The sequence below is a fragment of the Rhodococcus sp. RS1C4 genome, assembly GCF_002258225.1.
GTDB classification, from domain to species: Bacteria; Actinomycetota; Actinomycetes; order Mycobacteriales; family Mycobacteriaceae; genus Rhodococcoides; species Rhodococcoides fascians_E.
On sequence record NZ_NOXZ01000021.1, the window covers coordinates 203,720 to 224,804 of the forward strand.

Genomic DNA, 21,085 nt, shown 5'->3' on the forward strand with positions numbered 1-21,085 from the left:
ACCGTTGCGTGACGAAGCTCGAGGGATCAGTTTCCTCTATTTGTCGAACCCTGGCACTCGGGGTTCGACGAAGTCGTGAGGGCTACGCTTTGCCCATGTCGCGAGACGCCGTTCAAGCAGTCGTCGACCGGTTCGCCGACGAGCTCGGCAGGTCGGTCGTGGTGAACGACCCGGAAGTCCGGATGCTGTTCGCGAGCCGCCACTTCGGCGACGAGGACCCGGTCCGAATCCGCGCGATGCTCAATCGGGACGCCGGGAGCGAGGCCATCGGGTTTCTACTGTCCAGCGGGATTGCCCAGTGGACTCGGCCAGGCCACGTCCCAGGGTCGGAGGCGCTCGGTCTGCACGCCCGTGTGGGAGTTCCGATTCGCTGGCGGGGTGAGATGCTCGGAATGATTCTGGTGATGGACGCCGGCAGCACCATCACCGACGAGGACCTCGGGCGCATTGCTGAGGTGGCTGCTGAAATCGCACCGCTGATGGTCGGTGATCGCACGCCCGAGGACTCGGCGCGCTCGGAAGCTCTCGTTGCTGATCTGCTCGGAACGGACGAGGCAGCCAGGGATGTGGCACTCGCCGAATCGACCGTCGCGGCCGGGTCTGTGCGGGTCGTCGCAATTTCGCTACGCAACGTCAAAGATGCCGAGCTGACGGCGATCGCCCTTCGTCACGCCCTGGTAGCCGCGCGTTCTCGAAGCCGTGGTGACGCGCTGCACAGCGTTGTCGGTGAGGTCGGTTACTTGGTGTACCTCTCGACGGCCGCGCGAGATCTGGAGACCGTTCTCGCCGAGACCAGGACGATGGCGCGCGACGCCGGGGACGTGGCGGGCAAGGGGGCGACAGTCCACGCTGGGGTCGGGGCTCCCGCTTCAGGACTGTCCGAAGCCTGGATTTCGGCGCGTCAGGCCGGACTGGCGGCGACGGTCGCGCGCCGCATCGGTGACGATCACGTCGTTGCATGGGAACGTGCAGGGGTCCTGGGAGTGCTCGCGAGGATTCCGTTCCCCGAACTCGACATCACAGCTGTACCGGACGAGCTGCGCCGTCTCGCAGAGGTCGATCGCTCGGGCCGGCTGATCGAGACGCTGCGCGCGTTTCTCGATCATGCGGGGTCCGGTCCGGGTGCGGCGGAGGCGCTGTTCATCCACCGCACGACGTTGTACTACCGTCTCGACCGGATCCGCGAGGCAGTCGGTGTCGACTTGGACGACGGAACGGTCAGGTTGCACCTACACCTCGGGTTGCGGGTGGCGGATTTGATGCGAGCCGAGGGAATCGACCCGTTCCCGGCGCTCACCGCGCGCTGAGTGCTCCTTCTGACAAGTGGCGGTGTGCCGGTACACCTTGCGGATAGAGAACCACCTTGCACGCGTTGCCAGTGAGCAATTCGATTGCGGTGTCCACCTTTTCGAGTTCCAGGCGGTGCGAGATCAGCGAGTCCAGATCGACTCCGCCAGAGGCGACCAAAGCGGTCAGCTCGGTCCAGGAATCCCAGATACGGCGCCCGAAACTGCCTTTGAGAGTGAGGCCGCGGCTGATGAGATGGCGAGTGGCGCTGACCTCCAGCGCCCGGTTCGTCAACCCGATGCTCATCACGGTGCCTTCTCGACGAGTCACCTCCAGTGCGGTCTCCAAGGCAGGCATTGCTCCTGAGCACTCGAGGACGAGGTCGACGCCCCCTGCCGCCCCGGTCAGATCCCGCACCCGATCGACGAGACCTTCGCCCGAGTTCACGAGTGTTGCGCCCAAGGACTCGGCCATCGCACCGCGGTGAGGATTGGGCTCGACCACCAACACCTCGGCGCCCTTCGCTCGCGCGATCTGAAGTGCGGCGAGCCCGATCGGCCCGGCTCCGCTGACCAGTACGTGCGCGCCGTCGAGGCTCATCCCACTGCGTTGGACGGCATGCATGGCACTGCCCGCGGGCTCGAGAAGTGCCGCCGCTTCGAGGCTCAGCTCGTCCGGTAGACGAAAGCAGGTCGACGCGGGCAGCACGACCTGTTCAGCGAACGCACCGTCGATCGTCAGACCCAGAAGGTCCATGCGGAGGCAGTTGTGCGCGTTTCCGCGAACACACTGGAAGCACTCCAAACACGCGACGTGAGTTTCGACGGCCACTCGGTCGCCGACCCTGAAACGTTGGACATCGGGAGCAACCTCGACGACGGTGCCTGCGCATTCGTGACCGGTGACGACGGGTAGACGAAGACCGAGATCTCTGACGGCTGGACCGTAGTCGAATGTTTCTCGGTCGGTACCGCATACCGATACCGCCCCCACCTCGATCCGTACCTGCCCTCGGCCGAGTTCGGGCTCGGGGTGGTCGGTCACCAGGTCGAAGCCTGGTGCAGGTTCGGTCTTGAGCACTGCGCGCACGTCATACCCCTCGTCGTGAATCGGTGTGGGCTCAGTGTGGGCGTGACGCCGATCACGGGGCATCGAGCGCGGAGTGAGGAATCGGGGCGCCGTTTCCTCCCGCTGTAGAAACGGCGAAATTCGACAACGGGAGGAATTCGGTGCTCGGCCTCTCGTCCGGCGGCGGTGCACCTGGCTCCGATTCGCGACGAACATGACAGGCATCGAGGACGTGACCTGCCTCACGCTCCGTACGCACCGCAACGAGAGGTTCCACCGTGACTGCACCGCACATCATCGGTTGGGCGCATACGCGCTTCGGAAAGAGTGAAAGTCCGGACGTCGAATCGCTGATCGCCGAGGTGTCCCTAGCCGCCATCCAGGACGCCGGTCTCGACGACGCGGATGTGGACATCGTCACGGTCGGAGTCTTCAACAACGGCTTCTCGCGTCAGGGATTCGAAGGCGCACTGGTCGGGGCAGGCCAACCCCGTCTCGCTCTCGTGCCGTCCACCCATGTCGAAAATGCTTGTGCAACGGGGTCTTCGGCGCTGTACACGGCACTCGACAGCCTCCAGGCCGGTCGCGGACGGGTGGCACTCGTCGTCGGCGCGGAGAAGATGACCGCCACCGCGAACGACACCGTCAACGACATCCTGCTGTCCGGTTCGCACCGGGCCACCGAGGAGCAAGCGGGCAGCTTCGCCGGAGTGTTCGCGGGCCTGGCCGACCAGTACGCCGACCGCTACGACGATCCGCGTGATGCAATGGCGCGGATCGCGGCCAAGAACCACCGCAACGGCGTCGACAACCCGTATGCGCACCTGCGACGCGACCTGGGATACGAGTTCTGCTCCACCGAGTCGTCCAAGAACCCAGCCGTGGTCGGACGACTACGACGCACCGACTGCTCGCTCGTCAGCGACGGCGCAGCGGCAATGATCGTGGCACTGCCAGAGGTGGCTTCCGCTGCCCGGCGGTCGGTGCGCATCATCGGCCGTGCGCATGCCAACGATCATCTGGCCATCGCACGGCGAGCGGATGCGCTGGCATTCGACGGCGCGGCGCGGGCGTTTCGCGGTGCACTGCTCGACGCGGGTGTCACTCTCGACGACCTGGATCTGTTGGAGACGCACGACTGCTTCACCATCGCCGAGCTTCTCCAATACGAGGCGTTCGGGTTAGCTGCACCGGGCAAGGGCGCCGAGGTGTTGGCCGAGGGCCGTACCGAACGCGACGGGATACTGCCGGTCAATCGATCCGGCGGGCTGAAGGCGAAAGGCCACCCGCTCGGCGCCACCGGCGTGTCGCAGCACGTCATGGCAGCGATGCAATTGGTCGGAGAAGCAGGCGACATGCAGTTGCCGTCACCGCAGCGCGCAGCGGTCTTCAACATGGGCGGCGCAGCCGTCGCCAACTACGCAACAGTATTGGAGACGGTCGGATGAGATCCCTACGTAGAGCAGCGAACCTGGCCGAAGTACTCCGTCAGACCGCGCGACGGTTGCCGGACGGCATCGCCCTTGTCCACGGAGACGTCCGCTGGACGTGGCACGACCTGGACCGGCGTGTCGACTCATTGGCCGCTGAACTGGAGCGCCGAGGCGTCGGCAAGGGCGACGTCGTCATGCTCGACAGCCCGAACCATCCCGAGTTCGTCCAAGCGATGTATGCGACGTGGCGAATCGGAGCTGTTCTCGCGCCGGTCAATTCGCGCCTACACGACGACGATGTCGCGGTCATCGCCGGGGTCTGTCGTCCCAGTGCAATCGTCGCCCACAGCTCGACAGCATCACATGTCGACGCCGTGCGTGCGTGTGGTGGGCTGAGCGCGGGTGTGTTGTGGATCGAGGGTAGCGACGCCGATGCGGTTGCAGCCGTCGACGAATCGACGCCAGCCGCGCCAGTGGCAACCTACGAGGGCGAACCGGCTTGGTACTTCTTCACTTCGGGTACCAGCGGGACACCGAAGGCCGCGATCCTCACGCATGATCAGCTGGGCTTCGTCGTCAACAATCATCTGGCCGACTTGATGCCCACCACAGATCGTCACTGCGTCTCCCTGGTCGTGGCACCGCTCTCCCACGGTGCGGGTGTACACATGCTGCCGCAGGTGGCCCGCGGTGCGGCGACGGTGCTACCTCCGTCGGGGAGTCTCGTGCCCGCGGAGGTGTGGGGCCTCGTCGAGTCCGAACGAGTGACCAACATGTTCACCGTGCCGACGATCCTGAAGGTGCTCGTCGATCATCCGTCGGTGCACCAGCACGATCACTCGTCGTTGCGACACGTCATCTACGCGGGCGCGCCGATGTACGCACCCGATCAGAAGAAAGCTCGGGAGACCCTGGGAGAGGTTCTCGTGCAGTACTACGGGCTCGCCGAGGTGACGGGGAACATCACCGTGCTGCCCAGTGCCGAACACGGTCGCCCAGTGCCGGAGGGGCTTTCGGCAGGAACGTGCGGCTATCCACGGACGGGGATGCTGGTGAGTGTGCAGGACGAGACGGGCTCAGAACTTGGACCAGGAGAAATCGGCGAGCTGTGCGTCGCCGGGCCCGCAGTGTTCGCCGGCTACCTCGACAACGACAACGCGAACGCAGAGGCGTTCCGCGACGGATGGTTCCGCACGGGCGATCTGGGTGTCGTCGACGAAGACGGTTTCGTGTACGTCACCGGCCGATCCTCCGACATGTACATCTCGGGCGGTTCCAATATCCACCCGCGGGATATCGAGGAGAAGATCCTGACGCACGACGCGGTCGACGAAGTTGCAGTCCTCGGTGTGCCGGACCCCAAATGGGGTGAAGTCGGCGTCGCGATCTGCGTGCTGCGAGAGGGTGCAGATCTCACCGCCGACCAGCTCTCCGACTGGCTCGGCGAGCGTATGGCCCGGTACAAACTCCCACGTCACATCTTGTTCCGTGATTCTCTCCCGAAGTCGGGTTACGGCAAGATCGTCAAGCGCACCATTCGAGACGAGCTCGCCGCGCAGGGGTGGGGGCCGTACTCGCAGACGTTGGTGAGCGCGTCGTGACCACCTCGACTGTCCTTGCAGCCCTGGTCCACCCAGGTCCCGTTGCCGACCACCGGCTCGAATCCGTGTCCAGCGCAGTACTCGTGAAGCGGGCATCGCTTCCGCCGGGAAGCAGGCTCGTCGACGCCATCGACGGCGAACTGGCCGAACTCGGTGTCGATTCTGCGCAGGTGGAGATACTCGGTGGACCGCTCGCACGGGTGTCCTACTGCGTCCCTGCTCTGTGTACCGACGGCTCTCGCGCGGCGTGGTACAGCGACACGATCGAGGCGACTGCGCCTGCCACCATCGTCGCAGGAAGCGCAACCGTCGGTCGCCGCGAGGGCGAGCGTTTCATGCACTGCCACGCCGCCTGGTACGACGCTCACGGTTCGCTGCGAGGTGGCCACTTGTGGCCGGACACGGTTGTAGGTGCGACTTCTGTCGAGGTGGTGATACGCGGATTCGCCTCCTGCGAGCTACGCAGCAAGCAAGACGACGAAACACTCATGCCGGTGTTCACGCCGTCAGCTGGTGACGGTTCGAGTACCGGGTCGGCGCGAGCGGTGATGACCCGCGTCCGCCCGGGAGTCGAGATTCACGATGCTGTACGAGAAGTGATGTCTCGAAACGGGTTCCGCCGTGCATCGGTCCGCGGCAGCCTCGGAAGTCTGGTCGGTGCGACCCTGCGGCGCGATGACGACATCGCCGTGGCGCCCGGCCCGGCCACCGAGGTGACGATGTCGGGTCATGTCGTCTGCGAGGGTGGCCGGCTCGTGGAGGTTCACCTCCCCACCTTCGTCGTCGACCGCTACGGGAAGGTTCACATGGGCGAGCTTGTCGAGGACGGAAATCTTGTCGCCGTGACGTTCGAGCTGTTGTTGGAAGAGCTCTTGTGAGCGGGCGGTTGGAAGGCAAGATCGCGCTGGTGTTCGGCGCAGGATCCAGTGGTGCCGCGGTCAGCAACGGTCGCGCCGCCGCGCTGACCTACGCGCGCGAAGGGGCCCTGGTGGCGGCGATCGATCGCAATGGCGACGAGGCCGAGCTGACAGCCGAGGAGATCGTCGGCGAGGGCGGAATCGCGGTCGCCTTGGTCGCTGACGTCACCGACGAAGAGCAGGTCCAAGAGGCAGTCGCACTGGCCACCGACAGATTCGGGCCGCCGGATGTGCTGCACAACAACGTCGGAGCGGCCACCGTCGGCGATATCACCGAGATGGACCGAGGCAGCTGGGACACGGCGATGGCGGTGAACGCGACGGGTGTTTTCCTCACCTGCAAACACACGCTTCCCGCGATGCTCGCGCGCAGGAGCGGATCTGTCGTGAACGTCTCGTCCACCGCGGGCATGCGGTACACCGGTTTCGACTACCCGAGCTACAGTGCGTCGAAGGGCGCGGTGAATCAGTTGACGGTTGCGCTGGCGCTGCAGTACGCGGCGCAAGGAATCCGGGTCAACGCGGTAGTGCCGGGACTGATCGACACCCCGCTCGTGTCGAGTCAGTTGGTCACCGATCCCGAGGTGTTGGCGGCGCGCCACGCGAGTAGTCCCACCGGACGCATGGGAACTCCGTGGGACGTCGCGAACGCTGCGGCGTTCCTCGCATCGGACGATGCGGCGTACATCAACGGGGTGTGCTTGCCCGTCGACGGTGGATTGGCGATGAGGGTTCTGTGACCATGCTCGTGCAGTCGATGATCGACACGTTGCCCGCGGACATCGTCGTCGACGACCCGGACATCGTCGCGGCGTACGCCCGTGATCAATCCAAGTTCACCGACGGCGGAATGCCCTTCGCCGTTCTGGTTCCGCGTACCACCGCCGAAGTCTCGGTGTGCATGGCCGCCGCGCATCGACACCGTGTCGCAGTGGTCCCACGTGGAGCAGGAAGCGGCCTGAGCGGGGCAGCGAACGCCACTGCGGGATCGGTAGTGCTGAGTCTGCATCGGATGAACACCATCCGTGAGATCGACGTAGCCAATCGACTGGCAGTGATCGAACCGGGAGTGATCACAGCAGACCTCCGTGCACGTGTCTCCGAAGCCGGATTGTTCTATCCCCCCGACCCCGGCAGCGTGGAGTTCAGCACGGTGGGGGGAAACGTCGCTACGAACGCCGGCGGAATGTGCTGCGTCAAATACGGAGTGACGGGTGACTTCGTACTGGGTCTCGAGGTGGTGCTGGCGGACGGCCGTGTGTTGCGCACAGGAAGAAGGACCGTGAAAGGTGTTGCCGGGTACGACCTCACGCATCTCCTGGTCGGGTCGGAAGGCACCCTCGGTGTCATCACCGAGATCACCGTCGAACTACTTGCTGCACCTCGCCCGGCGCAGACTCTGGTGGCATCGTTCCCGACGCTGGACGGCGCAGGTCGTGCGGTCGCGGAGATCACGTCGTCGGATCGCACGCCGTCGATGCTCGAAATCCTGGATCGCACCACTGTTCTCGCGGTGGACCGAATGTCGAAGATGGGTATCGAGCCGGGAACGGCTGCATTGTTGCTTGTCCAAAGCGACGACGTCGACGCCGAGGTTGTGCTCGCCTCGATCGAGACGATGTGCTCGCAGCACGGTGCGGTGGACGTGGTGGTCAGTGCGGACCAGGGGGAGGCCGCTTTGTTGTTGGAGGCGCGCAGGTTGGCGCTTCCAGCGCTCGAGCTCCTCGGCGACTGGCTCCTCGACGATGTGGCAGTTCCGCGTTCACGTGTCACCGATCTGATTGCCTCCATCGAGACGATCGCAGAGGAGGCCGGTCTGACGATCGGTGTTTTCGGCCACGCAGGTGACGGCAACCTGCATCCGACGATCATCTACGACGATGCCGACGCCGACAGCCGCGCGGCGGCGATGTCGGCGTTCGACGCGATCACGCGACGCGCGCTCGAGCTGGGTGGCACTATCACCGGTGAACACGGTGTCGGGAGGCTCAAGACCGGGTGGCTGACAATCGAGCACGACGAGACGTCGATGGCAGTGCAGCGGTCGGTGAAGGACGCCCTGGATCCTTCCGGAATTCTCAATCCCGGAGCGGTATTGCGATAGCTCTTCATCTGGCACAGTGGAGATCATGCAGCGGTGCACGGGCGAGAGTCGGTCCGCTGGGCCGATCTCAGGGGTAACCCCTGGGCGAGACAGAAGAACTGGTCACTGCGTCCGACGCCGGTCCGCACGCTCCGCGTGCTCGGCGGCGCCGAGTACACAAGATTCAGGTCGCCCGGCGCCGCTGCATGTACACCGGGTGCCTCGATGAGCCGTCAATTCAGCCCGCAGATGGCGGCGTGGCTCGCGTCGCTCGCTGCGGATGCTCTGTGGACGCGTAGTGGTCTGGAAGAGGCGTTCCTGCCGATTCTGGGTGAGAAGGCGCCGCGTCTGGCGGATCGTCTGATCGACCTGTCGCCGGTCGCGCCGTACGATCCGGAATCGCTCCGCGGACTCATCGCCGGACTCCCACTGCTACCCGAGCCTGCCACCGTCGAACCATCGCGTCGCACAGATGGTTTCAAGCCGTGGTTGTTCGAAGTCCCCCGGTACGCGAGTACCGGAGACCTGGCAGAATCGCTCGATCTGACGATCAGCGAAATCGAGTGGTTCACCGACGCACAGTCCCGGCTCCGGACGGCCGCGACGCCGCTTCGGCATTACCGCGTCACGCCCGTACCCAAGCGAGTCGGATTCCGAATTCTCGAAATACCCAAACCGCGGTTGCGTGAAATCCAGCGAAAGATACTGCGACGCATACTCGACAACGTTCCAGCTCACAGTGCAGCGCACGGATTCGTCACAGGTCGAAGCCCACGCACGTTCGGAATTCCACATGCGGGGCACACCGTCGTGGTCTCGGTGGATCTGAAGGACTACTTTCCCTCGATCGGAATCGAGCGTGTCGTCGCGGTGTTCGATGCGCTCGGCTACCCGAAATCCGTGGCATGGAGCCTCGCCTACCTCTGTACGACGGCAACGCCCGCGGAACAGCTCGGCGGATTCCCCTACGCCACTGCATCGTTGCTGCGCACACGCCACCTGCCGCAAGGCGCGCCGACGTCCCCTGCGCTTGCCAACCTCGTCTCGCGGCGGCTCGACATTCGGCTGACCGCGCTGGCGAAGTCCCTGGGCGCGAGGTACACCCGGTACGCCGACGACCTGGCATTCTCCGGTGACATCGACGCGGACAAGATCATCTGGAGCGCGAGCAAGATCATCGCCGACGAAGGATTCGCGGTCCATCCGTACAAGACCCGCGTGCGTCGTGCACACAAGCGCCAGCAGCTCACCGGCCTGGTGGTGAACAACTGGCCGTCGGTGCCGCGGAAAGAGTACGACGCACTGCGCGCAATCCTGCACAACTGCGCCGTCACGGGGCCGGATCCGCAGAACCTGTCCGCGATCCCCGATTTCCGTGCGCACCTCTACGGGCGGATCGCACGAATCGGCGCGACGAGCGGAGTGAGGCGTCGGAAACTGCTCGAGTTGGCGGAACGAATCGACTGGGAGTGACCGCTGCGCTCTCGTCCCGTCAACCGCCGGTGCGTCGAGGCGTCTCCGGCGACACGGGCAGGCATGCGAACACCAGGCAACCAGGTGGGGCGTCGGACAGTGGCGGCGCTACCGGCCCGGTCGGAACGGCGGCGTCAGGGCCGAGCCCGAGAGTGCCGAGGAGGATGTCGGGGTCGAAGAAGCTGCTGACGTCGATGTCGCGGTTGAACGTCGGCTCGTAGGGGATCGACGGAAGGTCCTCGTCGGGCAGCGCTTCCCCGAGTGCACGAAAGAAGTTGGTGTAGAGCTCGCTGTTGGTGCTGGCGCTCAGAATGGTCGACAGGTCCGGAGAGACGTCACCGAGGACCCCGTTCCAGGTCACCTGGATGCCCAGGCTCGGAATGATGAAGTTGTTCTGCTGCAGGAAGCCCACCATGGCATAGGCGTCGTCGGGCATGCCTGCGAGCATCGGTGTGTTCAGCGTCTGTTGCGACGGGAAACTCGGACCGATGCACGGAGTGTTGTTCAGCCAGAACAAGTATCCGTAACACTGGTTGGCTTCTGACGGAGTCCGCAACTGCCGGATGTACTCACTGCCGATGATGCGCCGTCCGTTCCACGCGCCGTCGTTCGCCATGAGCATGCCCAGCCGTGCGAAATCGTTGGGCGGCAGGAACATCAGTGCAAAACCGTACGTGTGGCCCGTGCGATCGCGAGCCCAGTAGTAATCCTGCGGAGCAATGCCGATGGGATCGAACAGCTCTCGCTGCGCGAACGCCTGAAGATCCTCACCGACGGCATTCTCGACCACGTAGGCGAGCAGGTCAGGGCCTAGCTGTGAGTACTGGAACCGGCCCGGCTGCGAGATCGGCAGTGTCAGCGCCTGCGCTGGTGCGTCGACGCCGAATCCGAGGCCAGGAACGATGCCCTCGGCGACTATCCCTTGATCCATACCCGAACTCTGGGTGAGCAGCGCACGTACGGTGATCGCGCGGTGTGCGTCGTCGCCCTCGCCGGCGGGGAGGTACCGACCGATGGGTGAGTCCACGTCCAGCCGCCCCTGAGTGACAGCGACGCCGGCGAGCATCGAGACGATGCTCTTGGTCGAGCTCCACAGATGCCAGGGGGTGTTGCCGGTGACGTCGTTGAGCGGACCCGATCCGACGAGGCAGTTGTTTCTGAAGATCTGGATGTTCGTTCGCAACCTCGACGACGCGAAGTCGACCGCCCGCTGCACCGCGGCCGCATCCATGCCGACCTCCGCTGCCGAGGCACGCTCGAAACCATCGGCCGCGGCCTCGGGCGCAGAGCACGACCGTTTATCCGGCGGCGCTGCCTGACCCGGAACGGTCGTGCCGATTGCAAGCAGTGCCGTCGACACCGTCGTGACCAGTAGAAGTCGGAAGGCACGTCGCACCGAAACCCCCTGTGAGCCGAATCACTGTCGATCAGGTCTAGCACACAGCGCACGCGCGTACGGGCAGGATCGGCTTACGACGCCTCGGCCAGTTCGATCACGCCGACGCACTGGCATCCGCCGGTGATCTCCTCGCAGTCCAGCACCAGGAAATGACGGACGTACTCCATGTCCACGCAGTCCGGCTCCGTGCACTCGGCGTCGCCGACTGCGTGGATGACGAGCGTTCCTTCACAACGATCTTCGACGGTTCGCATCGACACTCCCTTCTCTTGCACGTCTTGGCCTGTAGCTCCATTGGTATCACCGGAGTCCGACAAGTTCGGGAGAAGGAAGGCGTGTTCGACGCCCGGAGCGATCAGTAACGCGCCCCCGCCGGGTCCGGGAGGTCGTCGAGAGTCTGCAGCTGAGAGGGGGTCAGGCGTACCGACGCGGCGCCTGCGTTCTCGTCCAGGCGTGACGAGCGCCGCGTACCGGGAATGGGGACGACGTGCTCACCCTGCGCCAGTACCCACGCCAGAGCAACCTGCGCAGGGGTGGCTCCCACCTCGTGACCGACGGCTGCGACGGCGTCGACGATGACGAGGTTCGCATCCAGGTTCTCCTGCTTGAACCTGGGTAGTTGTGCACGGAAGTCGTCTGCGGCAGGGGCCGTTCCACGGAAATTTCCGGTGAGAAAACCGCGACCGAGGGGTGAGAACGGGACGAAGGCGGCGCCGTTTCGTTCGGTCCACGCCAGCGACGTCGCGAGATGATCCCGCGTCCACAACGACAGTTCCGACTGCACCGCTGAAATGGGATGTACCGACTGCGCCCGATCCAGCTGTTCGACGGTGAACTCCGAAACGCCCAGTGCGCGAACCTTGCCGGCCTGCACCATTTCCGACATCGCGCCGATGCTGTCCTCGACGGGCACCGCCGGATCGGGGCGATGCAGGTAATAGAGGTCCACGTGGTCAACCCCGAGTCGCCTGAGCGAGTCGTCGATGGCCGAACGGAGGTGGTCCGGGTGACCGTTGGGGCCCGAAATGACCGGTTCCCCAGCGTCGCCGACGTGTGATTCGAGCCCGCCTTTGGTTGCCAGGGTCACCTCGTCGCGACGGGAGCCGATGGCTGCACCCACTACTTCCTCGTTGGTGAACGGTCCGTAGACGTCGGCGGTGTCGATTAAGTTCACCCCGAGATCGAGTGCGTGGCCGATGACGCGGTCGGGACTCTCGGAGTGCTCGTCCGCTTTGTATGCCCAGGTCATGCCCATGCAGCCGAGGCCGATTGCGCCGACGGTCGGGCCGTTCTTCCACAGTGTTCGGGTGGGGACCATGACTACAGACCCTACGCCCGATATTCGCTGTCGCCCGTGCTGCAGCTGCCGATACCATCGCCGCATGGCTACTCCTCACGGCAAAGTGTTCTTCGGAAACGGCATCGTCGATGCCCACGACGCGAAGCTGGGGGTCGCCACTTCCGCAGTCCTGTACGGGCTCAGCGTGTACACGGTGTTCCCGGTGCACGTATCGGCGCAGACGCGCACGGCGTTCAGGCTGCAGGACCACTTTCAGCGACTTCTGGAGTCCTGCAGAATAATCGGGATCGACACGTTTGCGCAGCAGTGGACGTACGAGCGGTTCACCCAGGTCGTGCGTGAGGTCGTTCAGGCCAACGACCCTCAGCGCGAGGTGTACGTCAGAGCGACCGTCCACGTGGACGAGTCCATTCCGGGGACACGAGTCCGTGGTTTGAGCACCACGGTGTCCATCTTCCTGTACGACGCGGTGCCCATCGTCCCGCAAGACGGAATGCGCCTCAAAACCAGTGTGTGGCGCCGAATCCCGGACAACGCCATCCCATCGAGAGCCAAGGTCAACGGCGCGTACGTCAACTCCGTGCTCGCCAAGCAGGACGCCATCGACAGCGGGTTCGACGACTGCATCTTCCTCGATATCAACGGCCACGTCTGCGAGCTCAGCGCCGCGAACATCTTCCTGGTCAGAAACGGTGTCCTGATTACTCCCGACGTCACGAGCGACATCCTCGACGGCATCAACCGCCGGACCATCCTCACGCTGGCCCGCGAGGAAGGACTCGAAGTGCGGGAACGCGTCGTCGACCTCACCGAGCTGTACATCGCCGACGAGGTGTTCGTGTGCGGCACGTCAGCAGGAGTGGCGCCCGTCTTCCAGATCGACGGCCGAGCCGTCGGATCCGCTCCCGTGCTCGGCCCGGTCTCGGCGACACTGCGCAAGCGACATCAGGACGCGTTGACCGGAGACCAGGCGCACGGCTGGGTCACCGTCCTCTGACGTTCACGACGGGCAGGTGGCGGCGAGCCCGGCCACGAGACCGTTCAGGGCGGGTTGCTCCAACGGATCCGTCGCCGGGTCGATGGCCGACGCCGTCCATCCGAGAGTGACCTGCCTGCTGCCGTCGGGACTCGAGAACGACAGTGTGCGGTACCCGAAACCGTTACCGCGCTGACCGAACACCACCTCGGCCGCCCCCGGATTGCACGCGTCACCGCCGACGAGCAACCCCAGGCCGTACCCCGACGGGGTCACCTGCTGCATCTGGTCGACGAGCGTTCGCGGTAGCAGGGTCTCGTCGAAGAGAGCGCGAAAGAACGTGTTGACGTCGCCGACGGTGGAGACGACAGCTGCGCTTGCCGACCAGATCGACGGATCGACATCGCTGATGTCGACGAGGGTGTCACCTTCGAGGATGTACCCGTGCAGTCCGTCCTCCGGAATGGCGGCGACGCTCGGATAGGACGTCGACGTCATCTGTAGGGGTTCGAACACCCGCTCGTGCAACGAATCTGCGATGCTCCTGCCGTCGAGCTGAGCAACGATCTTGCCGAGTACGACGTAGTTGGTGTTGGAGTAGGAGAATTGGGCACCGGGAGCCGCGGGCCACGGCTGTGCCAGCGCGAGCGCGATCAGTTCGTCGTCGGAATAGGTATCGTCGGCGGCCGCGACGAGCCCCGCCACGTCGGACGGCACGAGAGTCTCGAGATAGTTCGGCAGACCGCTGGTGTGATCGAGCAGCTGACGGACGGTCACCGGCTTGGGCAGAAGACCGGGAAGCACGTCGTCGACGGTTGTCTCCAGGGTCAATTTCCCCTCGTCGACCAACTGCAGAACAACGGCCGCCACCATGGATTTGGTGATACTGGCGATTCTCAGAGGATCCGCGGCGGACGCGGCCTCGTCGGACCCGCGTTCGACGACGCCTGCCGCGCCTTCCCATTCACTGTCGCCGTCCCGAAGGGCGATGACCGCGGCCGGCGCTCCAGCGCTCACCAACTGGTCGACGACGGCCTGGGCGTCGGCAGTGCGAATGGTTCCTGGATCGGTGGGTGCAGGCGAGCTCTGCTCAGCAGAACACGAGACAAGCACAAGGGCAGCTGCAAGGGGGAGTACTGCCGAGCGAAGGTTCACACTTCGGACATTACCGGCGGACTTCGTCAGACACGGAAAAATGCGAGCGCAGAGGTCACCAGGTCGGAGTTTCCGGTGGCAGGAGAGCCGTCGGGCATGGTCAGGGTGTCTTCCAGGCCGATGCGAGTGGCCAATCCCTGTGCGACGGCCGATCGTAGTGTGGCCCAACATGTGTCGTCCTGGCCGTGCAGCAGCAGCGGGACTCCGCTCGTGTCGGTGAGTGTGATCAGTTCGTCGGCGACGTCCGGGCTATCTCCCGGCTGGACTTCCAGTAAGGCCCGTATGCAGTCTCCGGTGAGGCCGGAGGCCAGCCATGCGCGTGCGGATGCGGCGGTCCACAGACCCGCCTCGACGCCGACGCCTCGGCGCATCAGCAGTCTTGCCAGATCCGCTGCGCCCTCCTCGTGCCAGTTGACCGACGCGAAATCGGGCAGGGTGGTCCAGGATTCGACTGCGGCCAGCCGGGATACGGCGTCGGGTGTGCTCCACGCTCCAGTAGTCACGCCGACCGGAACTCCGGCTGCGCGGGCAGCGCGAACTGCGGCGGCCACGTGTTCTGCGGCAAGCGAATCGGTGCCGTCCGGAGTCTTCGGATGTACGTGAATTGCCTCGGCGCCTGCGTTCACTGCGGCGATGGATTCTGCCCTGATCTGGTCCGGGGTGATCGGAATTGCGCTGTGCTCGGCCGGTGTTCGAGGGCCGTTGATGCACGCCTTCAGTCTCATCGGCCCAGACGCGCTCATTGGCCCAGACGCGCTCATTGGCCCAGACGCGCTCATCGGCCCAGACGCGCTCATCGGCTGGCCGCGTCGAGGAGGACCGTCGCGGCTCGCTTTGCCGCGACGGCGGACTCGGGAGATTCCGAGATGGCTGCGGTGGTCTGCGCGCCCTCGGCAAGTAATGCGATCTGAAGGCCGAGATCCTGCGGGCATCCTGCCTCGACGGCCAGATCGGTCACGTACTCGACGAATTCGCGTTTGTGCTGGTGTGCAGCGTCGGCGACAGCCGGCATGGTTGCACCGAGCTCGCCGAACGAGTTGATGAAAGCGCAGCCGCGGAAGTTGTCTTCACGAAACCAGGCGTCCAGGAAGTCGAAGATGGAGAGGACCTTGTCTCGCGGCGAATCGTGCTTGGAGGCCTCCATCAGGATGCGCTCGTTCCACACCGCGGTCCGGCCGGCAAGTACCGCGGCGACGATGTCCGACTTGGACGGGAACAGCGAGTACATGCGTTTGAGCGAGATCCCGGCGGCGGTCCGCAGTTCGTCCATGCCCACTGCTTGAACGCCACGTGTGTAGAAGAGCTCGTCAGCGGCTACCAAGACGGCCGATCGTGCGTCGCTCGTTTCCACTGCCACCACCTCCTTGCGCAGAGAACCATCGTTCTCTACCGTAGTCCATGACGGGAGAACGACCGTTCTCCCACCGGAAGATCCCGAGGGAAAGGCAACAACATGGCTTTCGTCAATGTGGGCACGGAAAACAGCACACCTGTGGACGTCTACTACGAGGATCACGGCAGCGGGCAGGCAGTGGTGCTCATTCACGGCTACCCGCTCGACGGCAACTCCTGGGAGCGCCAGAGCCGGGAGCTTCTGAAAGCCGGCTACCGGGTCATCACGTACGACCGTCGCGGATTCGGCAAGTCCAGCAAGCCCGTGACCGGCTACGACTACGACACCTTCGCCGCCGACCTGAACGCGGTCCTCACCGAACTCGACCTGACCGACGTCATCCTCGTCGGCTTCTCGATGGGTACCGGGGAACTGGCACGCTACGCCGCCAAGTACGGCACGGACCGCGTCGCGAAGTTCGCGTTCCTCGCATCGCTCGAGCCGTTCCTGCTGCAGACCGACGACAACCCGGCAGGCGTCCCGCAGTCCGTGTTCGACGGAATCGACGCAGCCGCTCGCGAAGACCGCTTCGCGTGGTTCGACAACTTCTACAAGGACTTCTACAACCTCGATGAGAACCTGGGCAGCCGCATCAGCGAAGCAACCGTGCGCGCCAACTTCGCCACCGCGGCAGGAAGCGCACCGGTAGCGGCCTACGCCGTGGTCCCGACGTGGCTCGAGGACTTCCGCGCAGACGTGCAGAAGGTGCGCGAATCCGGCAAGCCCACTCTGATCCTGCACGGCACCAAGGACAACATTCTTCCCATCGACTCGACGGGACGCGAATTCACCAAGGCATTCCCCGAGGCTCGGTACGTCGAGGTCGACGGTGCCCCGCACGGACTTCTGTGGACCCACTACCAGGAAGTCAACGAGGCTCTGCTGAACTTCGTCAAGTAACCAATATGAGTGGAAATGTAGGCCAGAGCCTACATTTCCACTCTCGAAGCGGGGTAGCATCCGGCCGTGCCGGAAGACACTCCACAGCCGGTCGTGACGTCGGAGTCCGTGCGACTCGGCGTCCTTCTGGCGGCAGTCGGCGGGTTCGTCGACGTCTACACCTTCATGACGCGCGACGGCGTGTTCGCGAACGCTCAGACCGCCAACGTGGTCCTCTTCGGTATCGATGCCGCAGGGGGCCATTGGCGGTCCGCGGCGGGATACCTCCCGCCCTTGGTGGCATTCGTTTTCGGTGTCTTCGTCGCCGAGTCCATGTCCAGCCCCGGCTTGACGCGGGTCGTTCGTCGGCCGATCCGTGCCGTCCTCGTGATCGAGATCCTGGTGCTGTTCGTCGTGGGCTTCGTCCCGGAGTCGGCACCGAATGCCGTTGTCACGGTGTCTATTTCCTTCGTTGCCGCTCTGCAGGTGACGACATTCAGGGTGCTCGTCGACCAGGCCTTCAGCACGACGATGACCACCGGCAACCTTCGTAGCTTCTCTCAGGCGATCTACCACCGACTGTCCGACGGTGACACCGCCGCCGGACTGCGTGCCGTCAACTTCGGATCGGTCATCGCGGGGTTCCTCGCCGGTGCCGTGCTCGGCGCCTTCGCGGTACGAGTCCTCGGCGTGGGCGCGGCCTGGGTCGCGTCGGGAATGCTCGTCGTCGCGCTCGCCCTGTTCCTGTTCGACGAATGGCGTGGGGTTCCGCGGGTGCGCCGCTGATTGACGCCGTCCACACGTCGGTCTACTCTACTGAACATGTTCACTGAACGTGTTCAGTCACGGAATAATCAGAAGGAAGCGACACGTCAGAGGGTTCTGACCGCGGCGGACGCGCTGTTTCGGGAGATCGGTTTCGACGCAACCACCATCCGGTCCATCGCCGCATCCGCGCAGGTCAGTGTCGGCACCGTGATGGCCGTTGGCGACAAGAACGCCATTTTGGTCGCTGTCTACGACGAATGGATTGCCGACGTCCACCGACAACGCAGCGTCGCCGGACGGGCCGATGTCTCTGCTCAGGACAATGCTCCCGCCGAGGTGCTGGGGCTGTTCCTGCCGTTCCTGGAACACTTCGCGCGCGACACCGCCCTCTCTCGGGTGTACGCGTCGATCATCGTCGGAGGGCGCGTCGACTCAGAAATCTTCAGATCGTTGGGCCTCGCTCTGACCGACGAAATCGAGCAGACGCTTCGGCGTGCGGGTCACGATTCCACCCGTGCAGTCCAGGGCGCCCAGGTCATCTATTTCGCGTACCTCGGAATGCTTATGTCCGTCGGAGTAGGCGACGACCTGAATCGACTCGAGGGAGTCATCGACTTCGTGACCAACCAATCCGATGGGGGAGAAAGATGATCGACTACTGGTGGCTCACAGCGCTTCTCGCGATGGTACTGCTGATCGACGCGCTGATGTCCATACGACCGCCGATGTTCATCGTGAAATGCCTCGACGGGGTCGGGTTTCCGCGTGACTGGTGGTGGACGCTGATAGTAGTCAAGCTCGCCGCAGCCGCCGGCCTCGCCGTCGGACTCGCATACCCCGGTGCCGCGTCGGCCGCGAACGCCGGAGTGATCGTCTATTTCCTCTGTGCAGCCTACGCACACTACCGCGCACGGTTCATGACACAAGAGTTCTGGATCAATTGCCTTGGCATGCTGGGGTTCTCGATCGTCGTTCTGGTTCTGTCCAACGTATGACCGATCCGAAGCGGAATCCACCCACCTGTTGTGCGTTCCGAGGGCTGACGGACGCACAACAGGAGGGTGAATGTTCGGCAAATTACACGACGACCACGCCGTCGGAGTCGCTGTAGACGATCTCGCCCGGATTGAACGTGACACCGCCGATTTCGACCGGAACGTTCTTCTCCCCGGAGCCCGTCTGGGTGCTCTTGCGGGGATTGGTGCCGAGTGCCTTCACACCGATGTCGAGAGTCCGCAGAATCGCCGAGTCCCGGATGGCACCGTTGACGATGACCCCGGCCCAGCCGTTGGAGACTCCCTTGCCTGCGATGATGTCGCCGACGAGCGCGGTGTGAACGCTCGCATCGCCATCCACCACCAGGACTCCACCGTTACCCGGCTCACCGAGAGTCTGCTTGACGAGCAGGTTGTCCTGGAAGCACTTGATCGTCGTGATCGGTCCGGCGAACTCGGTGTTCTTGCCGAACTGAATGAATTGTGCATCGCAGCTGCGGATTTCAGGCCCGATCTCGTCGGCCAGGTCAGCAGTTGCCTTGAATTCGACGGAAGTCATACCGGACAGCATAAGTGCGTCGTTCCTCCGGGCTCCACTGCTGCCCATCGGAGTCGTTCCTGCGGGCTCCACTCCTGCTCATCGGAGTCGTTCCTGCGGGCTCCACTCCTGGCTAGTCCAGCCTTCCGTGACGCCTCTCGTAGTCGTCCCGGGTGCGATCCAACTTCGCCTGGGTGCTGGCACCCAGCAGCTGCGGATCCAGGTCGTGCACCAGCAGCCGGTGGCGTCGGTACACGTTCATGAGCGCGATCGCGAAGTAGACCAGCGGAATGAACAGCAGCGCCATCATCGCCAACCCGATCCACAACGGTCCGGGAACCAACAGGAACAGGCACAGGAATGGGATCACCGGCAGCGTGAAGCGGATCAGGTAGCGAGCCTGGGCACCGTGACCGACCAGATCCTCGCGAACCCAATCCTGCATCGACGGCGGCAGCACTCGGCCGAACTGGTAGCCCAGGTACTGCCAGAAGTTCGGTTTCACCTCACGGACCTTACGCTCCGATTTCCTTCAGAACGACCGCACCGATCGACAGCGCGACGACGTCCTCCACCAGCGCGGCGGCGACAGGCGGAACCCGCTTCGACGCCCATGCGCGGTATGCGTGGCCGGCGTAGGAACCGGCGACGGCCGACACGCCCCCGACTACGGCCGCCGGGATCGGATGGTCGCCCGAGCGTCGGGCAATCGCGTAGGCCGCCCCGGCGCCGGCCACGATACGGCCACCCAGGGGCGCCGGATCGAGACGTGACGGCGTCGACGGCAACTTGTCCCCGACGAGTTCTCCCGCCGTGGCCACGGCTGATCCACCGATCGCCCAACGCTCGTACTTCGACCCTCGGAACCAGGTCAGCAGCCCGACGCTGATTCCCACGGAACTGCGAAACCCACTTGCCTTACCGACAGCGGCGGACAGAACGGCCGAGCGAATCGTCAGGTTCATGTCCACGAGTATCCACCCAGGGTTGTCGCTCCGGCGTGTTAGCGTGTGCCGACTTCGGGGGGAGTGAACATGGGGCTGAAGAAGCAGCTGCTGCGCACGGCGCTGGTTCTGGCGTTGCTGTATGCCGCTGTCGCGCTGCTGCCCAGATTGGGGCCGCAGGCACCGGGCAGGTTCGAAGGCGTCGCGGCACCGCCTACCTCCCGTCCTTCGTCGACGGCGGCACCGGCACCGGCACCTACCGCGACCCTGCCACCGGGCTTCCCGTCGATGGAATTCGCGCCGCCGGAAATCGAGGTGCCCGAGGGTGACCCGATCCCCATCGACACCAAATACGGACTCAGCTACACAGTGCCGGGGGATTGGAGGAATGCCTCAGGTGGAGTAGCGGGCTGGGAGGGAACACGAGGGTCGGTTACATACGGCGCGGTCGCAATGTACGGGTACGACTACTGTCCGGAACATCGAGACGGGGCGCGGAAAGCTGTTTCAGGAATGACGGGCCGCAACGGTGTCGACGTTCCCACAGCAGCCTTCGAGGCAAGCCGCCAGGCCGAGATCATCTTTCGGGATGCTCCCGATGACGCCGTGACACTCGACTACTCGGAGCCGATCCAATTCGACATTGGTGGAGCTCCCGCCGTCAGATACTCGGTGAAAGCATCGAATCTCGCCCAGGATTTCGATTGCGATCCAACGGAAGCAACATTCGACGTGGTTGCGACGGAGGGTTATTCGAATGCGACCGTCGCTGTATTCATGATTCAAACCGACCAGCAGATCGACGAGTCCTTGCCGCCGGATGTCGTAGACCGGATTGTGTCGACGCTCCGCCGAACCGAATAAGACAGGTGCCTG

General features: G+C 64.4%; 23 protein-coding genes. 13 read left to right on the forward strand and 10 right to left on the reverse strand.

Going from position 1 to position 21,085, the window contains the following annotated elements:
- Window positions 1-95 precede the first annotated feature (95 nt).
- Window positions 96-1,307: a PucR family transcriptional regulator gene (locus CH289_RS09580; protein ID WP_019667029.1), complete on the forward strand. Its 1,212-nt coding sequence runs from the start codon at window positions 96-98 to the stop codon at window positions 1,305-1,307.
- On the opposite strand, the gene CH289_RS09585 is transcribed toward CH289_RS09580, so the two are convergent.
- A complete protein-coding gene (locus tag CH289_RS09585) occupies window positions 1,294-2,376 on the reverse strand; it encodes a zinc-dependent alcohol dehydrogenase (protein WP_020112305.1) in 1,083 nt (360 codons plus the stop codon). The two genes, CH289_RS09580 and CH289_RS09585, sit on opposite strands and share 14 nt — an antisense overlap.
- A 257-nt stretch (window positions 2,377-2,633) precedes the next feature.
- Between CH289_RS09585 and CH289_RS09595 the strand changes: the two genes are divergently transcribed.
- From CH289_RS09595 to CH289_RS09620, 6 genes are all read left to right on the forward strand, one after another.
- Window positions 2,634-3,803: a thiolase domain-containing protein gene (locus tag CH289_RS09595; protein WP_019667031.1), complete on the forward strand. Its 1,170-nt coding sequence runs from the start codon at window positions 2,634-2,636 to the stop codon at window positions 3,801-3,803.
- On the forward strand, window positions 3,800-5,389 hold the full coding sequence (locus tag CH289_RS09600; protein ID WP_081631876.1) for an acyl-CoA synthetase: 1,590 nt from the start codon (window positions 3,800-3,802) through the stop codon (window positions 5,387-5,389). The genes CH289_RS09595 and CH289_RS09600 overlap by 4 nt, the downstream gene beginning before the upstream one ends.
- Entirely contained in the window at window positions 5,386-6,267 is an 882-nt protein-coding gene (locus CH289_RS09605; protein ID WP_020112307.1) for a PCC domain-containing protein, read from the forward strand. The genes CH289_RS09600 and CH289_RS09605 overlap by 4 nt, the downstream gene beginning before the upstream one ends.
- The gene (locus CH289_RS09610; protein WP_020112308.1) at window positions 6,264-7,046 is read left to right on the forward strand and encodes an SDR family NAD(P)-dependent oxidoreductase; all 783 of its coding nucleotides are present in this window, start codon (window positions 6,264-6,266) and stop codon (window positions 7,044-7,046) included. Before CH289_RS09605 ends, CH289_RS09610 begins: the two co-directional genes overlap by 4 nt.
- Before the next feature lie 2 nt (window positions 7,047-7,048).
- A complete protein-coding gene (locus tag CH289_RS09615; protein ID WP_212669384.1) occupies window positions 7,049-8,410 on the forward strand; it encodes an FAD-binding oxidoreductase in 1,362 nt (453 codons plus the stop codon).
- Window positions 8,411-8,614: 204 nt separating this feature from the next.
- Complete coding sequence (locus CH289_RS09620; RefSeq protein WP_255182904.1) at window positions 8,615-9,862, forward strand: reverse transcriptase family protein; 1,248 nt, start codon at window positions 8,615-8,617, stop codon at window positions 9,860-9,862.
- 19 nt (window positions 9,863-9,881) lie between these two features.
- Here CH289_RS09620 and CH289_RS09625 read toward each other — a convergent pair whose 3' ends face one another.
- From CH289_RS09625 to CH289_RS09635, 3 genes are all read right to left on the reverse strand, one after another.
- Window positions 9,882-11,258, reverse strand: a complete 1,377-nt coding sequence (locus CH289_RS09625; RefSeq protein ID WP_020112311.1) for a serine hydrolase domain-containing protein — start codon at window positions 11,256-11,258, stop codon at window positions 9,882-9,884.
- Between the two features lie 74 nt (window positions 11,259-11,332).
- On the reverse strand, window positions 11,333-11,515 hold the full coding sequence (locus CH289_RS09630) for a hypothetical protein (protein WP_051104983.1): 183 nt from the start codon (window positions 11,513-11,515) through the stop codon (window positions 11,333-11,335).
- Between the two features lie 101 nt (window positions 11,516-11,616).
- On the reverse strand, window positions 11,617-12,579 hold the full coding sequence (locus CH289_RS09635; protein ID WP_094727828.1) for an aldo/keto reductase: 963 nt from the start codon (window positions 12,577-12,579) through the stop codon (window positions 11,617-11,619).
- A gap of 64 nt (window positions 12,580-12,643) precedes the next feature.
- Between CH289_RS09635 and CH289_RS09640 the strand changes: the two genes are divergently transcribed.
- Complete coding sequence (locus tag CH289_RS09640; protein ID WP_179276783.1) at window positions 12,644-13,558, forward strand: aminotransferase class IV; 915 nt, start codon at window positions 12,644-12,646, stop codon at window positions 13,556-13,558.
- Between the two features lie 3 nt (window positions 13,559-13,561).
- Here CH289_RS09640 and CH289_RS09645 read toward each other — a convergent pair whose 3' ends face one another.
- The 3 genes from CH289_RS09645 to CH289_RS09655 all read right to left on the reverse strand — a co-directional run bounded on the left by CH289_RS09645 (window position 13,562) and on the right by CH289_RS09655 (window position 16,052).
- Window positions 13,562-14,692 carry a serine hydrolase domain-containing protein gene (locus tag CH289_RS09645; protein ID WP_230594118.1) on the reverse strand — a complete coding sequence of 377 codons (1,131 nt, stop codon included), beginning with the start codon at window positions 14,690-14,692 and terminating at the stop codon, window positions 13,562-13,564.
- 26 nt (window positions 14,693-14,718) lie between these two features.
- Window positions 14,719-15,417 (reverse strand): 3-keto-5-aminohexanoate cleavage protein, encoded by a 699-nt coding sequence (locus tag CH289_RS09650; protein ID WP_037183427.1) that lies wholly within the window; start codon window positions 15,415-15,417, stop codon window positions 14,719-14,721.
- Window positions 15,418-15,485: 68 nt separating this feature from the next.
- Window positions 15,486-16,052 (reverse strand): TetR/AcrR family transcriptional regulator, encoded by a 567-nt coding sequence (locus CH289_RS09655; protein WP_019667043.1) that lies wholly within the window; start codon window positions 16,050-16,052, stop codon window positions 15,486-15,488.
- A 93-nt stretch (window positions 16,053-16,145) separates the two neighbouring features.
- Between CH289_RS09655 and CH289_RS09660 the strand changes: the two genes are divergently transcribed.
- The 4 genes from CH289_RS09660 (at window position 16,146) to CH289_RS09675 (ending at window position 18,727) form a co-directional block, all read left to right on the forward strand.
- Window positions 16,146-16,985 (forward strand): alpha/beta fold hydrolase, encoded by an 840-nt coding sequence (locus CH289_RS09660; protein WP_026348123.1) that lies wholly within the window; start codon window positions 16,146-16,148, stop codon window positions 16,983-16,985.
- Between the two features lie 66 nt (window positions 16,986-17,051).
- The gene (locus CH289_RS09665; RefSeq protein ID WP_020112316.1) at window positions 17,052-17,750 is read left to right on the forward strand and encodes a YoaK family protein; all 699 of its coding nucleotides are present in this window, start codon (window positions 17,052-17,054) and stop codon (window positions 17,748-17,750) included.
- Window positions 17,751-17,786: 36 nt separating this feature from the next.
- A complete protein-coding gene (locus tag CH289_RS09670) occupies window positions 17,787-18,383 on the forward strand; it encodes a TetR/AcrR family transcriptional regulator (RefSeq protein WP_094727830.1) in 597 nt (198 codons plus the stop codon).
- The gene (locus tag CH289_RS09675) at window positions 18,380-18,727 is read left to right on the forward strand and encodes a DoxX family protein (protein ID WP_094727831.1); all 348 of its coding nucleotides are present in this window, start codon (window positions 18,380-18,382) and stop codon (window positions 18,725-18,727) included. Before CH289_RS09670 ends, CH289_RS09675 begins: the two co-directional genes overlap by 4 nt.
- Window positions 18,728-18,809: 82 nt before the next feature.
- Here the strand turns inward: CH289_RS09675 and rraA are convergent, their stop codons facing one another.
- From rraA to CH289_RS09690, 3 genes are all read right to left on the reverse strand, one after another.
- Window positions 18,810-19,286, reverse strand: a complete 477-nt coding sequence (rraA, locus tag CH289_RS09680; protein ID WP_026348124.1) for a ribonuclease E activity regulator RraA — start codon at window positions 19,284-19,286, stop codon at window positions 18,810-18,812.
- 112 nt (window positions 19,287-19,398) lie between these two features.
- Window positions 19,399-19,770, reverse strand: a complete 372-nt coding sequence (locus tag CH289_RS09685; RefSeq protein ID WP_033189378.1) for a DUF5313 family protein — start codon at window positions 19,768-19,770, stop codon at window positions 19,399-19,401.
- Between the two features lie 10 nt (window positions 19,771-19,780).
- Window positions 19,781-20,230 (reverse strand): hypothetical protein, encoded by a 450-nt coding sequence (locus tag CH289_RS09690; protein ID WP_231383869.1) that lies wholly within the window; start codon window positions 20,228-20,230, stop codon window positions 19,781-19,783.
- A gap of 69 nt (window positions 20,231-20,299) precedes the next feature.
- Here CH289_RS09690 and CH289_RS28710 point away from each other — a divergent pair, with 69 nt between their 5' ends.
- A complete protein-coding gene (locus tag CH289_RS28710) occupies window positions 20,300-21,073 on the forward strand; it encodes a hypothetical protein (protein ID WP_256977099.1) in 774 nt (257 codons plus the stop codon).
- Window positions 21,074-21,085: the final 12 nt, after the last annotated feature.

Coding starts and splice junctions, on each gene's coding strand:
- CH289_RS09690 (WP_231383869.1), bottom strand. CDS start 20,230: ATGAACCTGACGATTCGCTCGGCCGTTCTGTCCGCCGCTGTCGGTAAG.
- CH289_RS09675 (WP_094727831.1), top strand. CDS start 18,380: ATGATCGACTACTGGTGGCTCACAGCGCTTCTCGCGATGGTACTGCTG.
- CH289_RS09650 (WP_037183427.1), bottom strand. CDS start 15,417: ATGAGACTGAAGGCGTGCATCAACGGCCCTCGAACACCGGCCGAGCAC.
- CH289_RS09630 (WP_051104983.1), bottom strand. CDS start 11,515: ATGCGAACCGTCGAAGATCGTTGTGAAGGAACGCTCGTCATCCACGCA.
- CH289_RS09635 (WP_094727828.1), bottom strand. CDS start 12,579: ATGGTCCCCACCCGAACACTGTGGAAGAACGGCCCGACCGTCGGCGCA.
- CH289_RS09620 (WP_255182904.1), top strand. CDS start 8,615: ATGAGCCGTCAATTCAGCCCGCAGATGGCGGCGTGGCTCGCGTCGCTC.
- CH289_RS09660 (WP_026348123.1), top strand. CDS start 16,146: ATGGCTTTCGTCAATGTGGGCACGGAAAACAGCACACCTGTGGACGTC.
- CH289_RS28710 (WP_256977099.1), top strand. CDS start 20,300: ATGGGGCTGAAGAAGCAGCTGCTGCGCACGGCGCTGGTTCTGGCGTTG.
- CH289_RS09670 (WP_094727830.1), top strand. CDS start 17,787: ATGTTCACTGAACGTGTTCAGTCACGGAATAATCAGAAGGAAGCGACA.
- CH289_RS09580 (WP_019667029.1), top strand. CDS start 96: ATGTCGCGAGACGCCGTTCAAGCAGTCGTCGACCGGTTCGCCGACGAG.
- rraA (WP_026348124.1), bottom strand. CDS start 19,286: ATGACTTCCGTCGAATTCAAGGCAACTGCTGACCTGGCCGACGAGATC.
- CH289_RS09615 (WP_212669384.1), top strand. CDS start 7,049: ATGCTCGTGCAGTCGATGATCGACACGTTGCCCGCGGACATCGTCGTC.
- CH289_RS09600 (WP_081631876.1), top strand. CDS start 3,800: ATGAGATCCCTACGTAGAGCAGCGAACCTGGCCGAAGTACTCCGTCAG.
- CH289_RS09640 (WP_179276783.1), top strand. CDS start 12,644: ATGGCTACTCCTCACGGCAAAGTGTTCTTCGGAAACGGCATCGTCGAT.